Here is an 18,462-nt window from a genome sequence, read left to right as displayed (position 1 = left end):
CGACGGATATCGTTTGTGCCGTCGATCGGAACTGGTGGGCTTTTCACCCTCGGGAGCGACCGATCGGACATGAATACAGGCGGGACAATCCGGCTGGCGACACGCGGATCCGACCTCGCCCGCCGACAGACGGCGAACGTTCGCGACCGCCTCGACGGGCGACGCCGCAGCGTCGAGACGGTGGAGGTGTCGACCCGCGGCGACGAGATCAGGGACGAACTCATCCATCGCCTCGGGAAGACGGGGGCGTTCGTCCGCGCACTCGACGAGCGGGTGCTCGACGGGGACGTCGACGCCGCGGTCCACTCGATGAAGGACATGCCCACGGAGTCGCCGCCGGAACTCGTGGTCGCCGGCGTGCCGGAGCGTGCCCCCGCGGGCGACGTGCTGGTGACGCCCGACGGGAGCGACCTCGACGACCTCCCGGCGGGCGCTGTCGTCGGCACTTCGTCGCTCCGGCGGGGCGCGCAACTGCGCCGCGAGCGGCCGGACCTCGACGTGGAACCGCTCCGGGGCAACGTCGACACCCGGGTGGAGAAACTGCTCGCGCCGACCCTCCAGCGCGAACACCAGCGGCGGCTGGACGCCGAGGACGAGGACGAGGGGGAGCATCCGGACGCGTTCGATCGCTCCGCCGAGGCGTGGTTCGACGACCTCGCGGAACTGGAGCGGCGGGCGCTGGAACGGGCGGTCGATCGGGAGTACGACGCGATCGTCCTCGCGGAGGCGGGGCTGGAGCGAAGCGGGCTGCTGGGAACCGTCGGGACGGTCCGGCTGCCGAAACCGCAGTTCGTCCCCGCGCCGGGCCAGGGTGCCATCGCGGTGACGGCGCTGGCTGAGGGCGAGGCGACGGCGACGATCCACGACCGGGTCGACGACCCGGTAACCCGCGTCGAGACGACCGTCGAGCGGACGGTCCTCGCGGAACTCGGCGGCGGCTGTATCGCCCCGATCGGCGTCCACGCGGTCGTCCAGGGGGAGTACGTTCACGTGGCGGTGCAGGTGCTTTCCCTCGATGGCGAGGAGGCGATCGAGCGGACCGCCGACCTGCCGATCACGGACCACGCGGCGGCGGCGGCGTCGCTGGCCGCCGAGTTGCGCGAGGCGGGGGCGGCCGATCTGATCGACCGCGCCCGCGAGGAGGCAGAGGAGTGACCGGGGAGGAACCGAGCGGGCGGCCGCGCGTGGCGGTCTTCCGCCCGGACGACGACCGACTGGCCGCGGCCCGGTCGCTCCTCGCGGACCTCGGCGCCGAGGCGGTCCCCGACCCGATGCTCGCGGTCGAACCGACCGGCGAGCGGCCGCGGGAGGCCGACTACGTCGTGTTCACGAGCAAGACCGGCGCCGAACTCGCCGCGGACGCGGACTGGGAACCGGGGGCGGCGACGGTCGTCGCCATCGGGCCGAAGACCGCGGACGCGCTGGAGGCGGCGGGCTACGCGGTCGACCTGGTGCCAGACGCGTTCTCCTCGACCGGGCTGGTCGACCTACTCGCTCCCCGGGTCGGGGCGGCGACGGTGGAGGTGGCCCGGAGCGACCACGGCAGTCCCGTCCTGCTCGACGGCCTGCGCGACGCGGGCGCCGCGGTCCACGAGACGGTGCTCTACCGGCTGGTCCGCCCCGAGGGGGCGGGCGAGTCGGCGACCCTCGCCGCGGACGGCGCCCTCGACGCCGCCTGCTTCACCTCGTCGCTGACGGTCGAACACTTCCTCGACGCCGCCGCCGAGCGCGGGATCCGTGCGGACGCGGTCGGTGGCCTGAACGCCGCCGTCGTCGGCGTCATCGGGGAGCCCACGCGGGAGACCGCCGAGGGCGAGGGGATCGCGGTCGACGTGGTGCCCGCCGAGGCGACCTTCGAGGCGCTGGCCCGCGAGACGGTCGCCCGCCTCGACTCACGCTGACGAGGGTTTATCACCGGTGGCGCACGAGTCGTCGACGATGACGGGTCCCGTACCGGAACTCGCCGAGCGCGCGGCGACGTGTGCCGACCGGCTCCGGACCGCGGACTCGGTGTTGCTCGCCTCCCACATCGACGCGGACGGCCTGACGAGCGCCGCCGTCGCCGCGACGGCGCTGGAGCGCGCGGGCGTTCCCTTCGAGACGGTCTTCGAGAAGCAACTCGACGAGGCGGCGGTCCGGCGGATGGCGGCGACCGACCACGACACCGTCCTCTTCACCGACTTCGGGAGCGGCCAACTCGACGTGATCGCCGGCTTCGAGGGGCGGGGCGCGTTCGTCCCGGTGATCGCCGACCACCACCAGCCGGCCGACGCGACGACGACCTACCATCTGAACCCCCTGCTCGTGGGGATCGACGGCGCGAGCGAACTGTCGGGGGCGGGGGCGGCGTACGTCCTCGCACGCGCGCTCGAAGCCGACGGGGTCGACAACCGCGACCTCGCGGCACTGGCGGTCGTCGGCGCCGTCGGCGACATGCAGGGCGGAGTCGACGGCCTGACCGGCGCCAACGGGGGAATCGTCGCCGAAGGGGTCGCGGCGGGCGTCCTCGGCGAGGGCACGGACCTGGCGATGTACGGCCGACAGACCCGCCCGCTCCCGAAACTGCTCCAGTACGCGAGCGACGTGCGGATCCCGGGGATCACGGGCGACGAGGCCGGCGCGGTCGAGTTCCTCGCGGGGCTGGACGCCGACCTCCGGGGGGACGGCGAGTGGAAGCGGTGGGTCGACCTCACCGACGACGACCGGCGGACGGTCGCGAGCGCCCTGCTCAAGCGGGCGGTCGCGAGCGGCGTGCCCGCCGACCGCGTCGACGACCTGATCGGGACGACCTACACGCTCACCGCCGAGAGCGAGGGCACCGAACTGCGCGACGTGAGCGAGTTCTCGACGCTCCTGAACGCGACGGCGCGGTACGAGCGCGCGGACGTCGGGCTCGCGGTCTGTCTCGGCGACCGCGGGGCGGCCCTGGAGCGCGCCCGGACGCTCCTCCGGAACCACCGCCGGAACCTCTCGAACGGGCTGGAGCTGGTGAAATCGGAGGGGGTCACGGTCGAGGGAAACGTCCAGTGGTTCGACGCGGGCGGGCGGATCAGGGAGACCATCGTCGGCATCGTCGCCGGGATGGCCCTCGGGGCCGACGGGATCCGTCGCGACCTGCCGATCGTCGCCTTCGCGAGCGTCGAGCCGTCGGCGGAGGGTGAGGGGCCCGAGGAACGGAAGGTCTCGGCCCGCGGCTCACACGCGCTGGTCCGGGAGGGGCTCGACCTCTCGGCGGTCATGCGCGAGGCCGCGCGGTCCGTCGGGGGTGACGGCGGCGGCCACGACGTCGCCGCGGGGGCGACCATCCCCGCGGACGAGCGGGCGGCGTTCGTCGAGGCCGTCGACCGCCTCGTGGGCGAACAGCTCGGGTAGCGAACCGGTTCGGGTCAACCCTTTCCCGTGGCGTCGGGGTAGAACGGGTATGAGCGAACGGGTGACGGCCGGCCGGTCGCACGGGGACGGCGTGGTCGACTCGGTCGAGGCGTTGATCGGCGACACGCCGCTGGTCCACCTCGACGGCTTCGCCGAGAACCTCCTCGGGAAGGTGGAGGCGGCCAACGCCTACTCGGTCAAGGATCGGATCGCCCGGGAGATGGTCGACGCGGCGGAGGAGTCGGGCGAGCTCCCGCCGGGCGGGACGATCGTGGAGGCCACGAGCGGGAACACCGGCATCGGCCTGGCGACGGTTGCGGCCGCCCGCGGCTACGACTGCGTCCTGACGATGCCGGCCTCGATGTCCGAGGAGCGCCGGGCGATGCTGTCGGCGCTCGGTGCGGACCTGGAGTCGACGCCCGCCGAGGAGGGGATGGGCGGCGCGAACCGGCGGGCCGCGGAACTGGCGACGGCGGACGACGCCGTCCTCGCCCGGCAGTTCGAGAACGAGGCGAACCCGCGCGCCCACCGGCGGACGACGGGGCCGGAGATCGACCGCGCCACCGACGGCGACGTCGGTGCCGTCGTCGCGGGCGTCGGGACCGGCGGCACCATCACCGGCCTCGGCGAGTACTTCGGCGAGCGGGACCGCGACGTGACGACCGTCGCCGTCGAGCCCGCGTCGTCGCCGACGCTCTCGGAGACCTGCACCGACGGACACGACATCCAGGGGATCGGGCCGGGATTCGAACCGGACGTCCTACGGCCGGAACTGGTCGACGAGGTCCGTGGGGTGACGGGTGACGAGGCACGGACGGCCGCGCGTCGCCTCGGCCGCGAGGCGGGACTGCTCGTCGGCATCTCCTCGGGGGCGGCACTCGCCGCCGCGACCGACTACGCGGCCGAACACCCCGGGGAGACGACGGTCGTGCTCCTCCCCGACACGGGCGAGCGGTACCTCTCGACGGACCTGTTCGAGGCGTGACCGCAGCGTCTCACGGCTGATAGCGGTCGTCGGTCGCGGGCGAGCGGTGCACGTCGGCGACTCCGCATTCCCGTGCCGAAATCCGCCGACTGCGCGCCCCGAAGTGTCAGACCAAAGGACAAAGGTAGAAACGTGTTCGCCCCGAATTGCGCATATCAGCGATGAAAACGGGAATCCTTGCTCCGCGGCCGGCACGTGGGGTTCGGAGGCGGCCGTGAGCCCCGGTCGAGCGCGCGGACAGAGTTCCGTCGTGGGCGTCGTGCTGGTCGTGGCGCTCGTCGTCGTCGTGACGACCAGCGTCCTGTTGATCGGCGGCAGCGCGCTGCGCGACGTGCAGGACCGGACGGAGGCCGGTCAGGCGGAACTGGCCATGTCGAACGTCGACGCCGAAGTGAGCGAGGTGGCCTTGGGGTACGCCGACGCGCGCCGGGTGTCGATCGGCGGGAACGGGCGGGCGACGCTGAACGAGTCGGCGGGGCGGATCACGGTCGACCGGGTGGGCACGAACGGGACGCCCATCGTGAACACGACGCTGGGTGCGGTCGAGTACCGAGCGGGCGGGACGACCGTCGCCTACCAGGGCGGCGGCGTCTGGCGGTCCGAGGCGGGGCGCGCACGGATGATCTCGCCCCCGGAGTTCCACTACCGCTGGGGGGTCGGATCCGGGAACGATCCGACGCTGACCTTCCCTATCGTGGTGCTCCGGGGGTCGGGCTCCTCGGCCGAGGCGCTCCGGTTCGCGGACGGCCCGACGCGGGCGGCGTTCCCGAACGCCAGCGCGGGGCTGGAGAACCCGCTATCGTCGGGGACCGTCCGGATCACCATCTCCGGCGAGTACTACCGGGGGTGGGCCGACTACTTCGAGACGCGGACCGACGCGGACACGGTCAGAGTCGACGACGCCAACCGGTCGGTCGTGGCGGTGCTCAGCGTGCCGTCGCGGGGTCGCGAGGTCGGGGATTCGATCGCGGCCTCCTCGCCGACGGTCACCGTCCAGGGCGGCGCGACGGTCGACAGCTACAACTCCTCGCAGGGGAGCTACGCGGCGACGCGGGGGGAGAACGGGAGCGTCTACGTCGGCGAGGACCTCGTCAACGCGGGGGGAGGGACCATCTACGGCGACATGCGCGTCGACGGCGACTTCGAGGCCGGCGGGGGAATCGAGGTGAAGGGCCGACTGATCGCCGACGGGGACGCCGACCTGACGGGGGGCGGCGTCACCGTCGACGACGAAATCGTGGCCGACGGCGACCTCCGCCTCGGCGGCGGCGGGCGACTGGACAGCCCGGCGACCGTCAGCGGGCAGGTGGTCGAGACGGGCGGCGGCGTCACCGTCGCCGCGCCGGTCGTCGCCGGTGGGGATTATCTGAGCGGGTCCGGAACCATCGAATCCGGGGCCGACGTCCACGTGGGCGGCGATTTCTACCCGGCGAACGGGCAGAACATCGACGGCAACGTGACGGCCGCGGGCACGTTCGAGAACGGGCCGAGCGTCAGCCCGAACGTGAACGGGGTCGTCGTCGAGAACGGCCCGGCGCCGAACCTCGGGGCCGTCTCGGCGGCGCGCGATCTCCGGCCGCCGGATCTGCGGCCCGTCGACACCACCATCGACACGAAAGTCGACGCCGCGGCGGCGACGAACGACAACGACGGGAGCGACGCCGGCCGGATCGAGGCGGGGAACTGCGGGAGCGGGTGTACGCTGACCAACGGGACGTACCACCTCGACTCCCTCGATCTGTCCGGCGGGAGCAGCCTCACCTTCGACACCACCGGCGGGCCGGTGTACGTCGCCGTCGACGGCGACGTGTCCACCTCGGGCGGGTCGCCGGTGAACGTGGTCGGCTCGAACGAGGTCCACGTCTACGCGACCGGCGACTACACGATCAAGACCGACTGGACGAGCGTCGGCGACCGCGGCGACCAGATCTGGCTCTACGGATCGAGCGCGTCGACCGTGACCGTCCAGGGCGGGGCGAACTTCTACGGCGTCGTCTACGCGCCGGGGAACCAGGACGTGACCGTCCGCGGCGGGGCCGCGGTGTACGGCGCCATCGTCGGCGCCGTGAGCGACGTGCAGGGCGGGACGGCCGTCCACTACGACACGGTGCTCGCGGACCAGCGACCCGTCCTCACGGGCGGGGGCGGCGCGCCGGTGACCTACCTGCACGTCACGGTCAACGAGATCCGAGTCGAGGACGGCTAACCGTCCGACTTTTGCCCGCGCCCGCGAAAGGTTGGCCATGGCCGACTTCGACCCCGAGAAGTTCGAGGACAAGTACGCAAACTACTTCACCGAACTCCAGCGGGCGTACAAGAACGCCTTCGAGACGATGAACGATCGGTTCGACTCCGAACTCATCCACGCCATCGACCAGCAGGTGCTCAACGAGTCCGAGCCGTTCTACGAGGACGGCGAGTTCCGGATCGAGCTCCCGGAGAACCCGACCGACCGCGTGACGGCCGTGGTCGTCGACGAGGAGAAGTTGGAGACGACGCTGGAGCGGTACGTCGAGGAGATCAGGACCGAACTCCGGTCCGTGTTCGGCCTCGACGAACGTGACGAACCAAAGGCCTAAGCCCGTCGGTGTCCTTGGTTCGCGCATGAGTACTGACGCTCAGGACGCCGACGGCGAGGACGACCTGCGGGAGCGCGTGACCAACTTCCTGCGGCGGAACTTCCCGCAGATCCAGATGCACGGCGGGAGCGCCGCGATCCAGCACATCGACCTCGAGACGGGCGAGGTGAGCATCCAGCTGGGCGGCGCCTGTTCCGGCTGTGGCATCTCCCCGATGACGATCCAGGCGATCAAGAGCCGGATGGTCAAGGAGATCCCCGAGATCACGAAGGTCCACGCCGACACCGGTATGGAGGGCATGGGCGGCGAGGGCGGCCACGGCGGCGGCGACGGCGGCATGGAACCCTCGTTCCCCGGCGAGACGACCGACGACGGCGAGTCGAGCGACGAAGGCCCGCAGGCTCCGTTCTAACGCTCCGTTCGCCGCGGCGTTTTTCACCGATTCCGAGCGACCGCCGTATCCCGACCGGGGCCGTCGGCGGACCGAGTAAGGTTTAATCGGCGGCGGTCCGTCTCGCGTCCATGGACGTTCGTGAACTCGCCGTGAGCGCGGAGTACCGCGTCGCCGTCGAGGCGGGCGACGACTGGCGGGGAGCGATCGAAGCCGTCGCCGCCGACGAGGGCGTCGCGGCGGCGTGGTTCACCGGCGTCGGGACGGTCCGCGACGCCGACGTGTGGTATTACGACCCCGACGCCGAGGAGCATCGTGCGGTCCGGTTCGACGAGCCGCTGACGGTCGCGGCCTGCACGGGCGGGGTGTCGACGGGCGAGGACGGGGAGCCGTCGGCCCGTCCCTACGCCGTCCTGACGCGGCCGACCGGACAGGCCGTCGGCGGCTATCTCAACGCCGCCGAGGCGGTCACGGGACGGCTGTACCTCCGAGCCTTCGAGACGGCGTTCGACGACGGGTGGACGGAGCCGTGAGACCGGCGGACGAGCGATACTTCGAGCGGATCGAGGACCGCCTCGACGAGGCGTTCGACCACGCGAAGCGGGCGAAATCCCGAGGTGCGGACCCGAAGCCCGAGGTCGAGATCCCGGTCGCCCGCGACATGGCCGACCGCGTGGAGAACATCCTCGGCATCGACGGGGTCGCCGAGCGGGTGCGCGAACTCGACGGGCGGATGAGCCGCGAGGAGGCGGCGCTGGCGCTCGTCACCGACTTCGTCGAGGGGACCGTCGGCGACTACGAGAGCGACGCCGGCAAGATCGAGGGAGCGGTGCGGACGGCCGTCGCCCTGCTGACCGAGGGGGTCGTCGCGGCGCCCATCGAGGGGATCGACCGCGTCGAGTTGCTGGAGAACGACGACGGGAGCCGCTTCGTCAACGTCTACTACGCGGGGCCGATCCGCTCGGCCGGCGGGACCGCCCAGGCGCTCTCGGTGCTGGTCGCGGACTACGCCCGCTCGCTGCTGGGGATCGAGGAGTTCCGCCCGCGGGACGACGAGATCGAACGCTACGCCGAGGAGATCGGCCTCTACGACGCCGAGACGGGGCTCCAGTACACGCCCAAGGACAAGGAGACGAAGTTCATCGCCGAGCACATGCCGATCATGCTGGACGGCGAGGCGACGGGCGACGAGGAGGTGTCCGGCTTCCGGGACTTGGAGCGGGTCGACACCAACGCCGCCCGCGGCGGCATGTGTCTCGTCCTCGCGGAGGGCATCGCGTTGAAGGCGCCGAAGATCCAGCGCTACACCCGCGACCTGGAGGAGGTATCGTGGCCGTGGCTCCAGGACCTCATCGACGGTACCATCGGGGCCGACGACGGTGCCGACGACGCCGACGGCGACGAGGACGACGCAGACGGCGACGGGGACGACGACGCGAGCGAGGCCGAGGCGGGACCGCCCCGGGTCGAGCCCTCCGCGAAGTACCTCCGGGACCTGATCGCGGGGCGGCCGGTGTTCGGTCACCCCTCGGAGTCGGGGGGCTTTCGGCTCCGATACGGCCGCGCCCGGAACCACGGGTTCGCGACGGCGGGCGTCCACCCGGCGACGATGCACCTCGTCGACGACTTCCTGGCGACGGGGACACAGATCAAGACCGAGCGCCCGGGGAAGGCCGCGGGCGTGGTGCCGGTCGACACCATCGAGGGGCCGACGGTCCGCCTCGCGAACGGCGAGGTCCGCCGCATCGACGACCCCGCGGAGGCCCTGGAGGTACGCAACGGCGTCGAGGCGATCCTGGATCTGGGCGAGTACCTCGTCAACTACGGCGAGTTCGTCGAGAACAACCACCCGCTCGCGCCGGCCTCCTACACCGTCGAGTGGTGGGAACGGGAGTTCGAGGCGACGGCGGCGGACGTCCAAGCGTTGCGGGACGACCCGCGCGTCGACCTGGCGGACCCGACGGCCGCGGAAGCCATCGAGTGGGCCACCGAGTTCGACTGCCCGCTGCACCCCGTCTACACCTACATGTGGCACGACGTGAGCGTCGACGCCGTCGAGACGCTGGCGGCGGCGGTGGCCGACGGCGAACCCCGCGTCGCCGAGAGCGACGGGGGCTACGGGGCGATCCGCCCGCGGGACGACGAGGGCGACGCCGACGTCCTCGTGATCGAGCGGACCGAACGGCTTCGGCGGACGCTGGAGACCCTCCTCGTCGAACACGTCGCGAGCGAGGAGGGAATCCGGATTCCGGACTGGCGGCCGCTGGCCCGGTCGCTCGGGATCCCGTCGGAGCGCGAACGGGCGTGGACGGCGGCGGACCTGTCGGCCGCGGCCCGGGAGTACGACGGCGGCGACAACGCCATCCGCGCGGTCAACGAGGTGGCGCCGTTCACGATCCGGGAGCGGGCGCCGACCCGGATCGGCAACCGGATGGGCCGCCCGGAGAAATCGGAGCGCCGCGACCTCTCGCCGGCGGTCCACACGCTCTATCCCATCGGCGAATCCGGCGGCAGTCAGCGCGACGTCGGCGCGGCGGCCACCGCCCGCACCGACGCGGGGCGCGGCGTCGTGGACGTCGAGGTGGGCCGGCGGGCGTGCCCGGACTGCGGGACCGACACCCACCGGACCCTGTGTCCGGACTGTCGGACCCACACCGAACCGGTCTACGAGTGTGGCTCCTGTGGGCAGTTCGTCGACCCGGACGAGTCGGGGCGCGTCCACTGCGAGCGGTGCGAGCGGGACGTGACGAGCGTCGAACGGCGCCGCCTGAACGTCGGCGAGCGCTACCGCGAGGCCCTGGAGACGGTCGGGGAGCGGGAGGCCGCTTTCGACATCCTGAAGGGGGTCAAGGGGCTCACCTCCGCGAACAAGACGCCGGAACCGATGGAGAAAGGCGTGTTACGCGCCAAACACGACGTGAGCGCGTTCAAGGACGGGACGGTCCGCTACGACATGACGGACCTGCCGGTGACGGCGGTCCGACCCGAGGAACTCGACGTGACCGCCGACGACTTCCGGGAACTCGGGTACGAGACCGACATCGAGGGCGACCCGCTCCGGTTCGACGACCAGTTGGTCGAACTCAAGGTCCAGGACATCGTCCTCTCGGACGGCGCCGCCCAGCATCTCATCCGGACTGCGGACTTCGTCGACGACCTGTTGACGGAGTTCTACGACCTGCCGGCCTTCTACGAGGTCGAACAGCGGAAAGACCTGGTCGGCGAACTCGTCTTCGGGATGGCGCCACACACCTCGGCGGCGGTTGTCGGGCGGGTCGTCGGGTTCACCTCCGCGGCGGTCGGATACGCGCACCCGTACTTCCACGCGGCGAAGCGGCGGAACTGTGACGGCGACGAGGACTGCGTCATGCTCCTGATGGACGGCCTGATCAACTTCAGTCGAGAGTACCTTCCCAACCAAAGGGGGGGCAGAATGGACGCCCCCCTCGTCATGTCCTCGCGGATCGACCCCACCGAGATCGACGACGAGGCCCACAACATGGACGTGGTGCGGCAGTACCCGAGGGAGTTCTACGAGGCGACCCGGGAGATGGCCGACCCGGAGGACGTCGACGTCGAGATCGCGGAGGCGTCGCTGGGGACCGACGGGGAGTACCACGGCTTCGATCACACCCACGACACCTCGGACATCGCACTCGGGCCGGACCTCTCGGCGTACAAGACGCTGGGGTCGATGATGGAGAAGATGGACGCGCAGTTGAACCTGGCGCGGAAACTCCGCGCGGTCGACGAGACGGACGTGGCCGAGCGGGTCATCGAGTATCACTTCCTCCCGGACCTGATCGGCAACCTCCGGGCGTTCTCGCGCCAGGAGACCCGGTGTCTGGACTGCGGGGAGTCCTACCGCCGGATGCCGCTGTCGGGCGACTGCCGGGAGTGTGGCGGGCGCGTGAACCTCACCGTCCACGAGGGGTCGGTGAACAAGTACATGGACACCGCGACGGAGGTGGCCGAGGAGTTCGGCTGTCGGCCGTACACGAAACAGCGCCTGGAGGTGCTCCAGAAGAGCTTGGAGAGCGTCTTCCAGAACGACCGGAACAAGCCCTCGCGTCTCGACGACTTCATGTGAGGCCGGCGGCGTCGTCGCGGCGTCGTCGGGTTCGCCTCGTCCGGAACACTTAGTGTAGTCGGTTCTACATCGGTATGGCATGGGGAGAGGTACACGGGGACGCGTCGTAGCGACGGGAGTGATCGTGTTGCTCGTCGTCTCGGGGATGACGGCGACGGTGGCGGCCGCACCCACCCTGGACGTCACGGTCGATGGATCGGGCGTCGGCGACGGGGAGTCGATCACCGTCACCGACGACCCGCAACTCCGCATCGAGGCGAGCGGCGAGTCGTCGGTCGAATCGATCGAAGTGATGGTCGGCGGGGAGACGCGCCACTCCTTCCAGCCGGATTCCGAGTCGTTCTCGGAACTGGTGGAACTCGACATCGACGACGGCGAACACGAGGTGCGGATCGTCGCCGAGGGCTCGGGGACGACCGAGTGGACGGCGACGATCCGGAAGGACTCGGACGGGCCGCGGGTGAGTTACACGTCGCCGTTCAGCGGGCCGGGACAACCGACGGGGACGGTGGTGATCGAGCACTCGGACGCGACACTCGCCGCCGACCTTTCGGACCGGAGCGGCGTCCAGTTGGTCCGGATCGAGCGGAACTACGAGTGGACGTTCGGCGGCCAGTCACAGCGTGACCGCGAGACCTACCGGATCTCGGATCCCGGGGAGAACTTCTCCCGGCCCATGCTGTTCGGCCTTGGGGAGAACTCCCTGCGCGTCGAGGCCCGGGACGTCCACGGGCAACGGACCACCCACGAGATCACCGTCAGGGTCGAGGACGCCGAGCGGCCGTCGATCGACCTCGACCGGTTCGAGCGGAGCGGGAACACGCTCGAGATCGCCGGCGTCGCCGAGGACAACGTGAAGGTGCGGTCGCTCGACGTGCGGGTCGGACGGAACCGCAAGTCGGTGTTGACCGAGACGTCGAAGGAGCCGACCCGCGAACGGCTCTCGGCGGAGTTCGAGAGCACCGTCCAGCTTACGGGCGACGTCCAAGAGGTCACGCTCATCGCGACGGACGTTGCCGGCAACACCCGGGAGTGGACGGTCCCGATCGACTACCGGGGACACATCGTGCCGACCATCGACATCGACGACGAGGCGACGCGGATCGAAGGCGACAGCGTCGCCGTCACCGGGACGGTCACCGACGGACAGTTCGGGCGGGTCGTCGTCGAGACGGTCGACGCCGACGGGAACGTCGTCTCGACGGCCACCGCCTACGACGGCGACACGACCGACCAGGTCGACGTGCGGGCGCGGCTCGGTCGCGCCGACGGGGAGACGACCGTCGTGATCCGGGCCGTCGACGTCGACGGGGAGGAACACGAGGAGACGCTGACGCTGGATGCGGGGGGATCCGAGACGGCGACGAGCGCCGAGACGGTGACGCCGGCGGCCACCGACGCACCCTCGACGCCGGCAGCCACCGACGCACCCTCGACGCCGGCGACGACGGCGGCACCCGCCGTCGACGACGCGCCGCAGCTGGCGCTCGGGGGGACGACGAGCCGGATGCCGGTGCCGCTCCCGCTCCCGTTCCCGCTCTCGATCCCGCTGCCGATCCCCTTCGCCGGGACCGTCGTGGCGGTGGTGGTAGTCGGCCTGGCGATGGCCGTCAGCGCCGTCGGGGAAGCGGGCGTCGAACCCGGTGCCGGACCGGCCGCGACCGACGAACCGGCCGCCGGGACCGGCGAGTCGGCGGACCGCCGGGACGCCGCGTCGACGGCGGGCGGTGGGACCGAACCACGGGACCGGGAGCGTCCCGGCGGGGCGACGTCGACGCCGCGTTCCGACGCCAGGGGCGGCGAGACGGCTCCGCCACCGGGCGATAACGGAGCCAGCCCGGAGACGGGACGGCCCGCCGGCGAGCCGGCGAACGACCCGTCCGCCACGGGCGAGACGGGGGGAAGCGGGGGGGCGGCGCCGGAACCGGAACCCGAACCGGAACCCGCCGTCGACGTGACCGACCACCTCGGCGTCGGATCGATGGCCGACGTCGGCGCCGACGAGGTGGCCAGCCTGGCGACGGAACTCGACGCGGACGAGACGGAGACGGTGGCGACCGCCGCCCGCGTGCTGGCGGCACTGGCCGAGGAGCGGCCGGGACTGGTCGCGGGCACCGAGGCCGAGTCCCGGCTCCGTGACCTGCGTCTCGACCCGGATCCGGCGGTGAGCGAGGCGGCGAGTACGGCCGTCCGCCGGCTGACCGACGAGTGATCACAGTCGGCGAGTGTTCCACCCGAGGGCGGCGTTGACGGGACAGCGGCGGAGGGCCGCGGTGACGAACATGACGACCGCGAACACGAGGATCGCTCCGACGGTGACCGTCCGAACGCGAGCGGTCAGGCCGCCACCGTAGGCGACGAGGGCCGTCGCCGACAGGGTGGCGAGGACGCCGAGGCCGATCCGAACCGCGCGGTCGGTGCCGCCGACGTTCGGTTCCATGGGGGACGTACGCTGCGCGGCGGCAAAAGCCGTCGGTTACTCCAGATAGCCCAGGTCGCGCAGGCGTTCCTGTGCTTCCTCGTCCATGTCGGCGACGGCGTCGTCGGTCACGTCGGCGTCGGCGGCGCCGGTCCACGCGCCGCCGACGGCCGGTTCGAAGTCCGCGAGGGCGCGCTCGACGGCACGGACGGCCGGGTCGTCGCCGACGGCGGCGGCACGGTCCTCCGTCTCCCCGGGGTCCTCGTCGAGGCGGTAGGCCTCGTCGGGGATGCGGTCGATCCGGACGTACTTCGCGTCCGGGCGGCGCGCGGCGCGCATCCGGGCGTAGAACCGGGAGTCCTCGGGAATGTCGATGCCGGCGCCCGCGGCCTTCTCCTCCAGTTGCTTGAGTTCGACCACCGGTCGGGAGTACTCGACGAAGCCGACGGCGCCGTCGGGCGCGGCCGCCTGCCCGGGGTCGGGGTCGTCGACGGCGTCGAAGGCGCGGTAGTCGTCGGCGAGCAGGGAGCGGGTCGGGTCGCGGGCGACGGCCGTCTCGCCGGGGGCGGCGGGGTCGCCGCCCGCGACGTCGAGGGCGTCGAGGACGGTGTGGTACAGGTCGACGAGTTCGATGGTGTCGGTCCGCCGGTCGGCGGTCAGGTCGGGATGTTTCACCATGAGGGGGACGTTCACCAGCGGGTCGTAGAGGCAGAACTCGTGGCCGTAGAGGTCGTGTTCGCCGTGGAGTTCGCCGTGGTCCGCACAGACCACGACCGTCGTGTCGTCCCACTCCCCTCGCTCCTTGAGCCAGTCGAACAAGCGGGTGAGCTGGGCGTCGATGTGGGCGATTTCGGCGTCGTAGAGGCCGCGGATATCGTCCCACTCGTCGTCGTCGATGTCGCGGGCACCCGAGTTGTACTCCTTCGAGTTCTGACAGACCGCCGTGTCGTCGACGCCGGGGGCGAACTCCGCGGCGAACTCGTCGGGCGGGTGGTACGGCAGGTGGGCGTCCATCAGGTTGACGAACGCGAACCAGTCCTCGGAGTCGTCGACGAACTCCATCGTCCGATCGATCACGGCGGGGGTCTTGGAGTCGGCGCCCTCGCCGCCCGCGAGGTACTCGTGGGCGACGTTGCCGAGCGAGACGAGTTTGTCGGCGATGGTCCGGAGTCGGTCGCTGTCGTTCATCGTCTTCCAGGCCCGGGCGAGCGGGCCGGAGAGCAGGTCGCCGGGCATCACCTCGAAGAAGTTGTCCTGGGCGTCGAAACCGTCGGTGAGGTGAGTGTAGGGGGTGATCCAGGCGTTCGATGAGTAACAGGCGGTGTCGTAGCCGGCGGCGGAGAGCGTCTCGGCGAGCGTGGTGGCGCCCTCCAGATAGGGGTTCTCCTGGTCGGCGCCGTGCTGACTGGGGTAGAGGCCGGTGAAGAGGGAGGCGTGAACGGGGAGGGTCCAAGGGGCGGGGGCGACGGCCTCCTCGAAGACGGTCGCCTCGGACGCGAAGTCGGCGAGACCGGGCGTCGTCGGCCGGTCGTAGCCGTACGGCGTCAGGTGGTCGGCCCGAACGGTGTCCATGACGACGAAGAGGACGTTCCCGGGGGCGTCGCGCGACATGTCTCCCCGTGGGTCGGTAGAGCGAATAAAGGCCGCGGTCCCGGCTGTCGGACTGCGGGCCGGCTATCGCCAGTCGTCGAGTCCGGTCGCGTCGTCGAGTTGGACGGACACCCAGGCGTCGTCACGGGAGACGTCGGCGATGACGAACTCCGGGAGTCCCGGCCCCTCGTCCACCGCGGCCATGACATCCGAACCCTGCCCGCCTGCTGCCGTCACGTCGGGCGCCATGTGTGACACATGGTCACACCCTCATATAAACACGTCGATACGACGGCGGTCACGGCGCCGAGACGGGTGGACGGGGCGTCGAAAGGCGTTCGCAGAGTATTAGAGGGTGGGCGGCGGAACGGGGAGCATGCACGTAGCCGACGCGATGACGCCCCGCGCGGACGTCGTGACGGTCGAACTCCCGGGGACCCGGGACGACGCCCTCGAATATCTGCAGGAGCGGGGCTTCTCGTCGATTCCCGTCGTCAAGCCGACGGACGACGGCGAAGCGTACCGCGGCCTGGTCTCGCGGGACGACCTCATCGAGAACCCGGACGAGGACCAGCTCGCGCTGTTGATGCGGGAGGTACCGACGACGACGGCGGACGCCGACCTCGTCGAGGTGGCCCGCATGATGGTCGCCGAGGACGCCCGGCGGATCCCCGTCGTCGACGGGGAGCTCGAAGGGATCCTCACCGTGACCGACGTGGTCCGGGCCATCGCCCGGGGGGACGTGGACGGCGGGACGAACGTCGATGCGCTGGCGTCCCGGGACGTGAACGCCGTCTACCACGCGACGCCGCTGCCGGTCGCCGAACGGGAGATCAACTACGCGAACGTCCCCTACGCGGTCGTCCTCGACGACGACGGCGAGATGACGGGCATGCTGACCGAGGTGGACATCATCGAGGTGGCCCGCGTCGTCGAGGGCGAGGACGACACCGGCGAGAGCATCGCCAACCAGGACGACGAGTGGATGTGGGAGGGGATCAAGGCCGTCGGCAACCGCTACTACCCCACCCGGAACGTCGAGATCCCGCGCGAGCCCGTCAGCACCTTCATGACCGACGACCTGGTGACGGTGTCGGGACACCGGACGGCCAAGGAGGTGGCCCGCGTCCTGCTCTCGAACGACGTCGAACAGGTGCCGCTGGTCGACGGCGGCGCGCTCGTCGGCATCGTCCGGGACGTCGACCTGCTGGAGGGCGTATGAGCGACGCGCGAGCCATCACCGAACTCGCGAAGCGCCGCGGCTTCTTCTTCGGGGCGAACGAGTCGTACGGCGGCGTCGCCGGGTTCTACACCTTCGGCCCCGAGGGGGCCGCCCTCAAGCGCAACGTCGAGGCGGCGTGGCGGGATCGCTTCACCGTCCGCGAGGGCAACGACGAGATCGAGGCGCCGACGATCATGCCCGAACCGGTCTTCGAGGCCTCGGGCCACCTCGACGGCTTCGACGACATGCTCGTCGAGTGTGGCGAGTGCGGCGAGAGCCACCGCGCCGACCACCTGGTCGAGGACGCGAGCGACGTCGAGGAGGCCGAGAGCCTGCCGATTCCCGAGGTCGAGGAGCTCGTCGCCGAGTACGAGATCGCCTGCCCGTCATGCGGTGCGGCGCTGGCCGGGCGCTCGATCGAGGAGTTCAACCTCATGTTCGCGACGGCCATCGGCCCCGGGAGCGGCCAGCCCGGCTACCTCCGCCCCGAGACGGCCCAGGGCATCTTCGTCGAGTTCCCCCGCCTGAAGGAGTACGCGCGCAACAAACTCCCGTTCGGCGTCACCCAGATCGGCCGGGCCTACCGCAACGAGATCAGCCCCCGCAAGGGCATCGTCCGAACCCGCGAGTTCACGCAGGCGGAGTTGGAGCAGTTCGTCGATCCCGACGACGACGAGCCGCCCCTCGACCGCGTCGCGGACGTGTCGCTGCGGCTCTACCCCGCCGACGAACAGGAGGACCCCGATGGCGAGTACGTCGAGGCGACGGTCGCCGAGGCCGTCGAGGAGGGAATCGTCGCGAGCGACTGGGTGGCGTACTACCTGGGCGTCGCGCGGGAGTGGTACGACCGGATCGGCGTCGACGGCGACCGGTTTCGCTTCCGTCAGCACCTGCCCGGCGAGCGCGCCCACTACGCCGCGGACTGCTGGGACGCCGAGAGCGAAGTGAGCGGGGCGGCGGGCGACCTCGCCGACCCGACTGCGGGCGACTGGATCGAGATCGCCGGCTTCGCCTACCGCGGCGACTACGACCTCTCGAAACACGCCGAACACGCCGACGACGACTTCACGGTCTTCGAGCAGTACGACGAGCCCCGGACCGTCGAGCGGGCGGTCGCCGACCCCGACATGAGCGTCCTCGGCCCCGAGTTCGGCGGGCGGGCCGGCGACGTCGCGGACGCACTCCGTGCCCTCGCCGAGCGCGATCCGTCGGCCTTCGACGGCGACGAGGTGACCGTCGAGGTCGACGGCGAGGCCGTGACCGTCGACAGCGCGGTGGCGAACTTCCGGATCGAGGAGCGGACGGAGGCGGGTGAACACGTCACGCCCCACGTGGTCGAACCCTCCTTCGGCGTCGACCGGACGGTCTACACCCTGATCGCCCACGGCTACGACCACGACCTGATCGACGGCGAGGAGCGCACCTACCTCTCGCTGTCGCCGGAGGTGGCGCCGACGGACGTGGCCGTCTTCCCACTCGTGAGCGACGGGGCGCTCGAAACCCTCGCCGCGGACGTCGTGGCCGACCTGCGGGCGGCGGGGCTGTCGGTCGCCCACGACGACTCCGGCAACATCGGACGGCGCTACCGCCGGCAGGACGAGGTCGGCACGCCGCTGTCGGTGACCGTCGACCACGAGAGCGTCGAGGAGACGCCCGCCACGGTGACGGTCCGCGACCGGGACACAACCGCACAGGTGCGGGTCCCGGTCGACGAACTCGCGACGGAACTGGAGCGGGTCCTCGAGAGCGGCGGGAGCTTCGACGCCCTGCTCGCGGACTACGACCGGGTCGAGACGGACGTCACGCGCACCTGA

At 71.3% G+C, this 18,462-nt stretch carries 15 protein-coding genes; 12 read left to right on the top strand and 3 right to left on the bottom strand.

The window, feature by feature from the left end; translation table 11 throughout:
• The first annotated feature begins 69 nt into the window (after nucleotides 1–69).
• From hemC to EI982_RS12750, 10 genes are all read left to right on the top strand, one after another.
• Complete coding sequence (gene hemC, locus EI982_RS12795) at nucleotides 70–1,155, top strand: hydroxymethylbilane synthase (RefSeq protein WP_157690072.1); 1,086 nt, start codon at nucleotides 70–72, stop codon at nucleotides 1,153–1,155.
• On the top strand, nucleotides 1,152–1,901 hold the full coding sequence (locus tag EI982_RS12790; RefSeq protein ID WP_199243622.1) for a uroporphyrinogen-III synthase: 750 nt from the start codon (nucleotides 1,152–1,154) through the stop codon (nucleotides 1,899–1,901). Before hemC ends, EI982_RS12790 begins: the two co-directional genes overlap by 4 nt.
• 37 nt (nucleotides 1,902–1,938) lie before the next feature.
• Nucleotides 1,939–3,372 (top strand): RecJ family nuclease, encoded by a 1,434-nt coding sequence (locus EI982_RS12785; RefSeq protein ID WP_157690071.1) that lies wholly within the window; start codon nucleotides 1,939–1,941, stop codon nucleotides 3,370–3,372.
• Nucleotides 3,373–3,421: 49 nt separating this feature from the next.
• On the top strand, nucleotides 3,422–4,357 hold the full coding sequence (cysK, locus tag EI982_RS12780; RefSeq protein WP_157690070.1) for a cysteine synthase A: 936 nt from the start codon (nucleotides 3,422–3,424) through the stop codon (nucleotides 4,355–4,357).
• Nucleotides 4,358–4,607: 250 nt separating this feature from the next.
• Nucleotides 4,608–6,563, top strand: a complete 1,956-nt coding sequence (locus EI982_RS12775; protein WP_157690069.1) for a DUF7289 family protein — start codon at nucleotides 4,608–4,610, stop codon at nucleotides 6,561–6,563.
• Nucleotides 6,564–6,600: 37 nt separating this feature from the next.
• A complete protein-coding gene (locus EI982_RS12770; protein WP_157690068.1) occupies nucleotides 6,601–6,936 on the top strand; it encodes a DUF5783 family protein in 336 nt (111 codons plus the stop codon).
• 25 nt (nucleotides 6,937–6,961) lie between these two features.
• The gene (locus tag EI982_RS12765; RefSeq protein ID WP_157690067.1) at nucleotides 6,962–7,348 is read left to right on the top strand and encodes a NifU family protein; all 387 of its coding nucleotides are present in this window, start codon (nucleotides 6,962–6,964) and stop codon (nucleotides 7,346–7,348) included.
• 110 nt (nucleotides 7,349–7,458) lie between these two features.
• On the top strand, nucleotides 7,459–7,860 hold the full coding sequence (locus tag EI982_RS12760; protein WP_157690066.1) for a PPC domain-containing DNA-binding protein: 402 nt from the start codon (nucleotides 7,459–7,461) through the stop codon (nucleotides 7,858–7,860).
• Entirely contained in the window at nucleotides 7,857–11,417 is a 3,561-nt protein-coding gene (locus EI982_RS12755; protein ID WP_157690065.1) for a DNA polymerase II large subunit, read from the top strand. Before EI982_RS12760 ends, EI982_RS12755 begins: the two co-directional genes overlap by 4 nt.
• 79 nt (nucleotides 11,418–11,496) lie before the next feature.
• Nucleotides 11,497–13,629 carry a hypothetical protein gene (locus tag EI982_RS12750; protein ID WP_157690064.1) on the top strand — a complete coding sequence of 711 codons (2,133 nt, stop codon included), beginning with the start codon at nucleotides 11,497–11,499 and terminating at the stop codon, nucleotides 13,627–13,629.
• Here the strand turns inward: EI982_RS12750 and EI982_RS12745 are convergent, their stop codons facing one another.
• From EI982_RS12745 to EI982_RS18440, 3 genes are all read right to left on the bottom strand, one after another.
• Nucleotides 13,630–13,857, bottom strand: coding sequence for a YgaP family membrane protein (locus EI982_RS12745; protein ID WP_157690063.1), 228 nt, complete (start codon nucleotides 13,855–13,857; stop codon nucleotides 13,630–13,632).
• Between the two features lie 36 nt (nucleotides 13,858–13,893).
• Nucleotides 13,894–15,447: a sulfatase gene (locus EI982_RS12740; protein ID WP_157690062.1), complete on the bottom strand. Its 1,554-nt coding sequence runs from the start codon at nucleotides 15,445–15,447 to the stop codon at nucleotides 13,894–13,896.
• A 63-nt stretch (nucleotides 15,448–15,510) separates the two neighbouring features.
• Nucleotides 15,511–15,675, bottom strand: coding sequence for a DUF7556 family protein (locus EI982_RS18440; RefSeq protein WP_199243620.1), 165 nt, complete (start codon nucleotides 15,673–15,675; stop codon nucleotides 15,511–15,513).
• Between the two features lie 127 nt (nucleotides 15,676–15,802).
• On the opposite strand from EI982_RS18440, the gene EI982_RS12735 reads away from it, so the two are divergent.
• A complete protein-coding gene (locus tag EI982_RS12735; RefSeq protein WP_157690061.1) occupies nucleotides 15,803–16,648 on the top strand; it encodes a CBS domain-containing protein in 846 nt (281 codons plus the stop codon).
• A complete protein-coding gene (gene glyS / locus EI982_RS12730) occupies nucleotides 16,645–18,462 on the top strand; it encodes a glycine--tRNA ligase (RefSeq protein WP_157690060.1) in 1,818 nt (605 codons plus the stop codon). Before EI982_RS12735 ends, glyS begins: the two co-directional genes overlap by 4 nt.

It is taken from the genome of Haloplanus salinarum (assembly GCF_009762275.1).
GTDB lineage: Archaea > Halobacteriota > Halobacteria > Halobacteriales > Haloferacaceae > Haloplanus > Haloplanus salinarum.
Note: the sequence above shows the minus strand (reverse complement) of the source record. Positions and strands in the feature narration are given on the sequence as shown.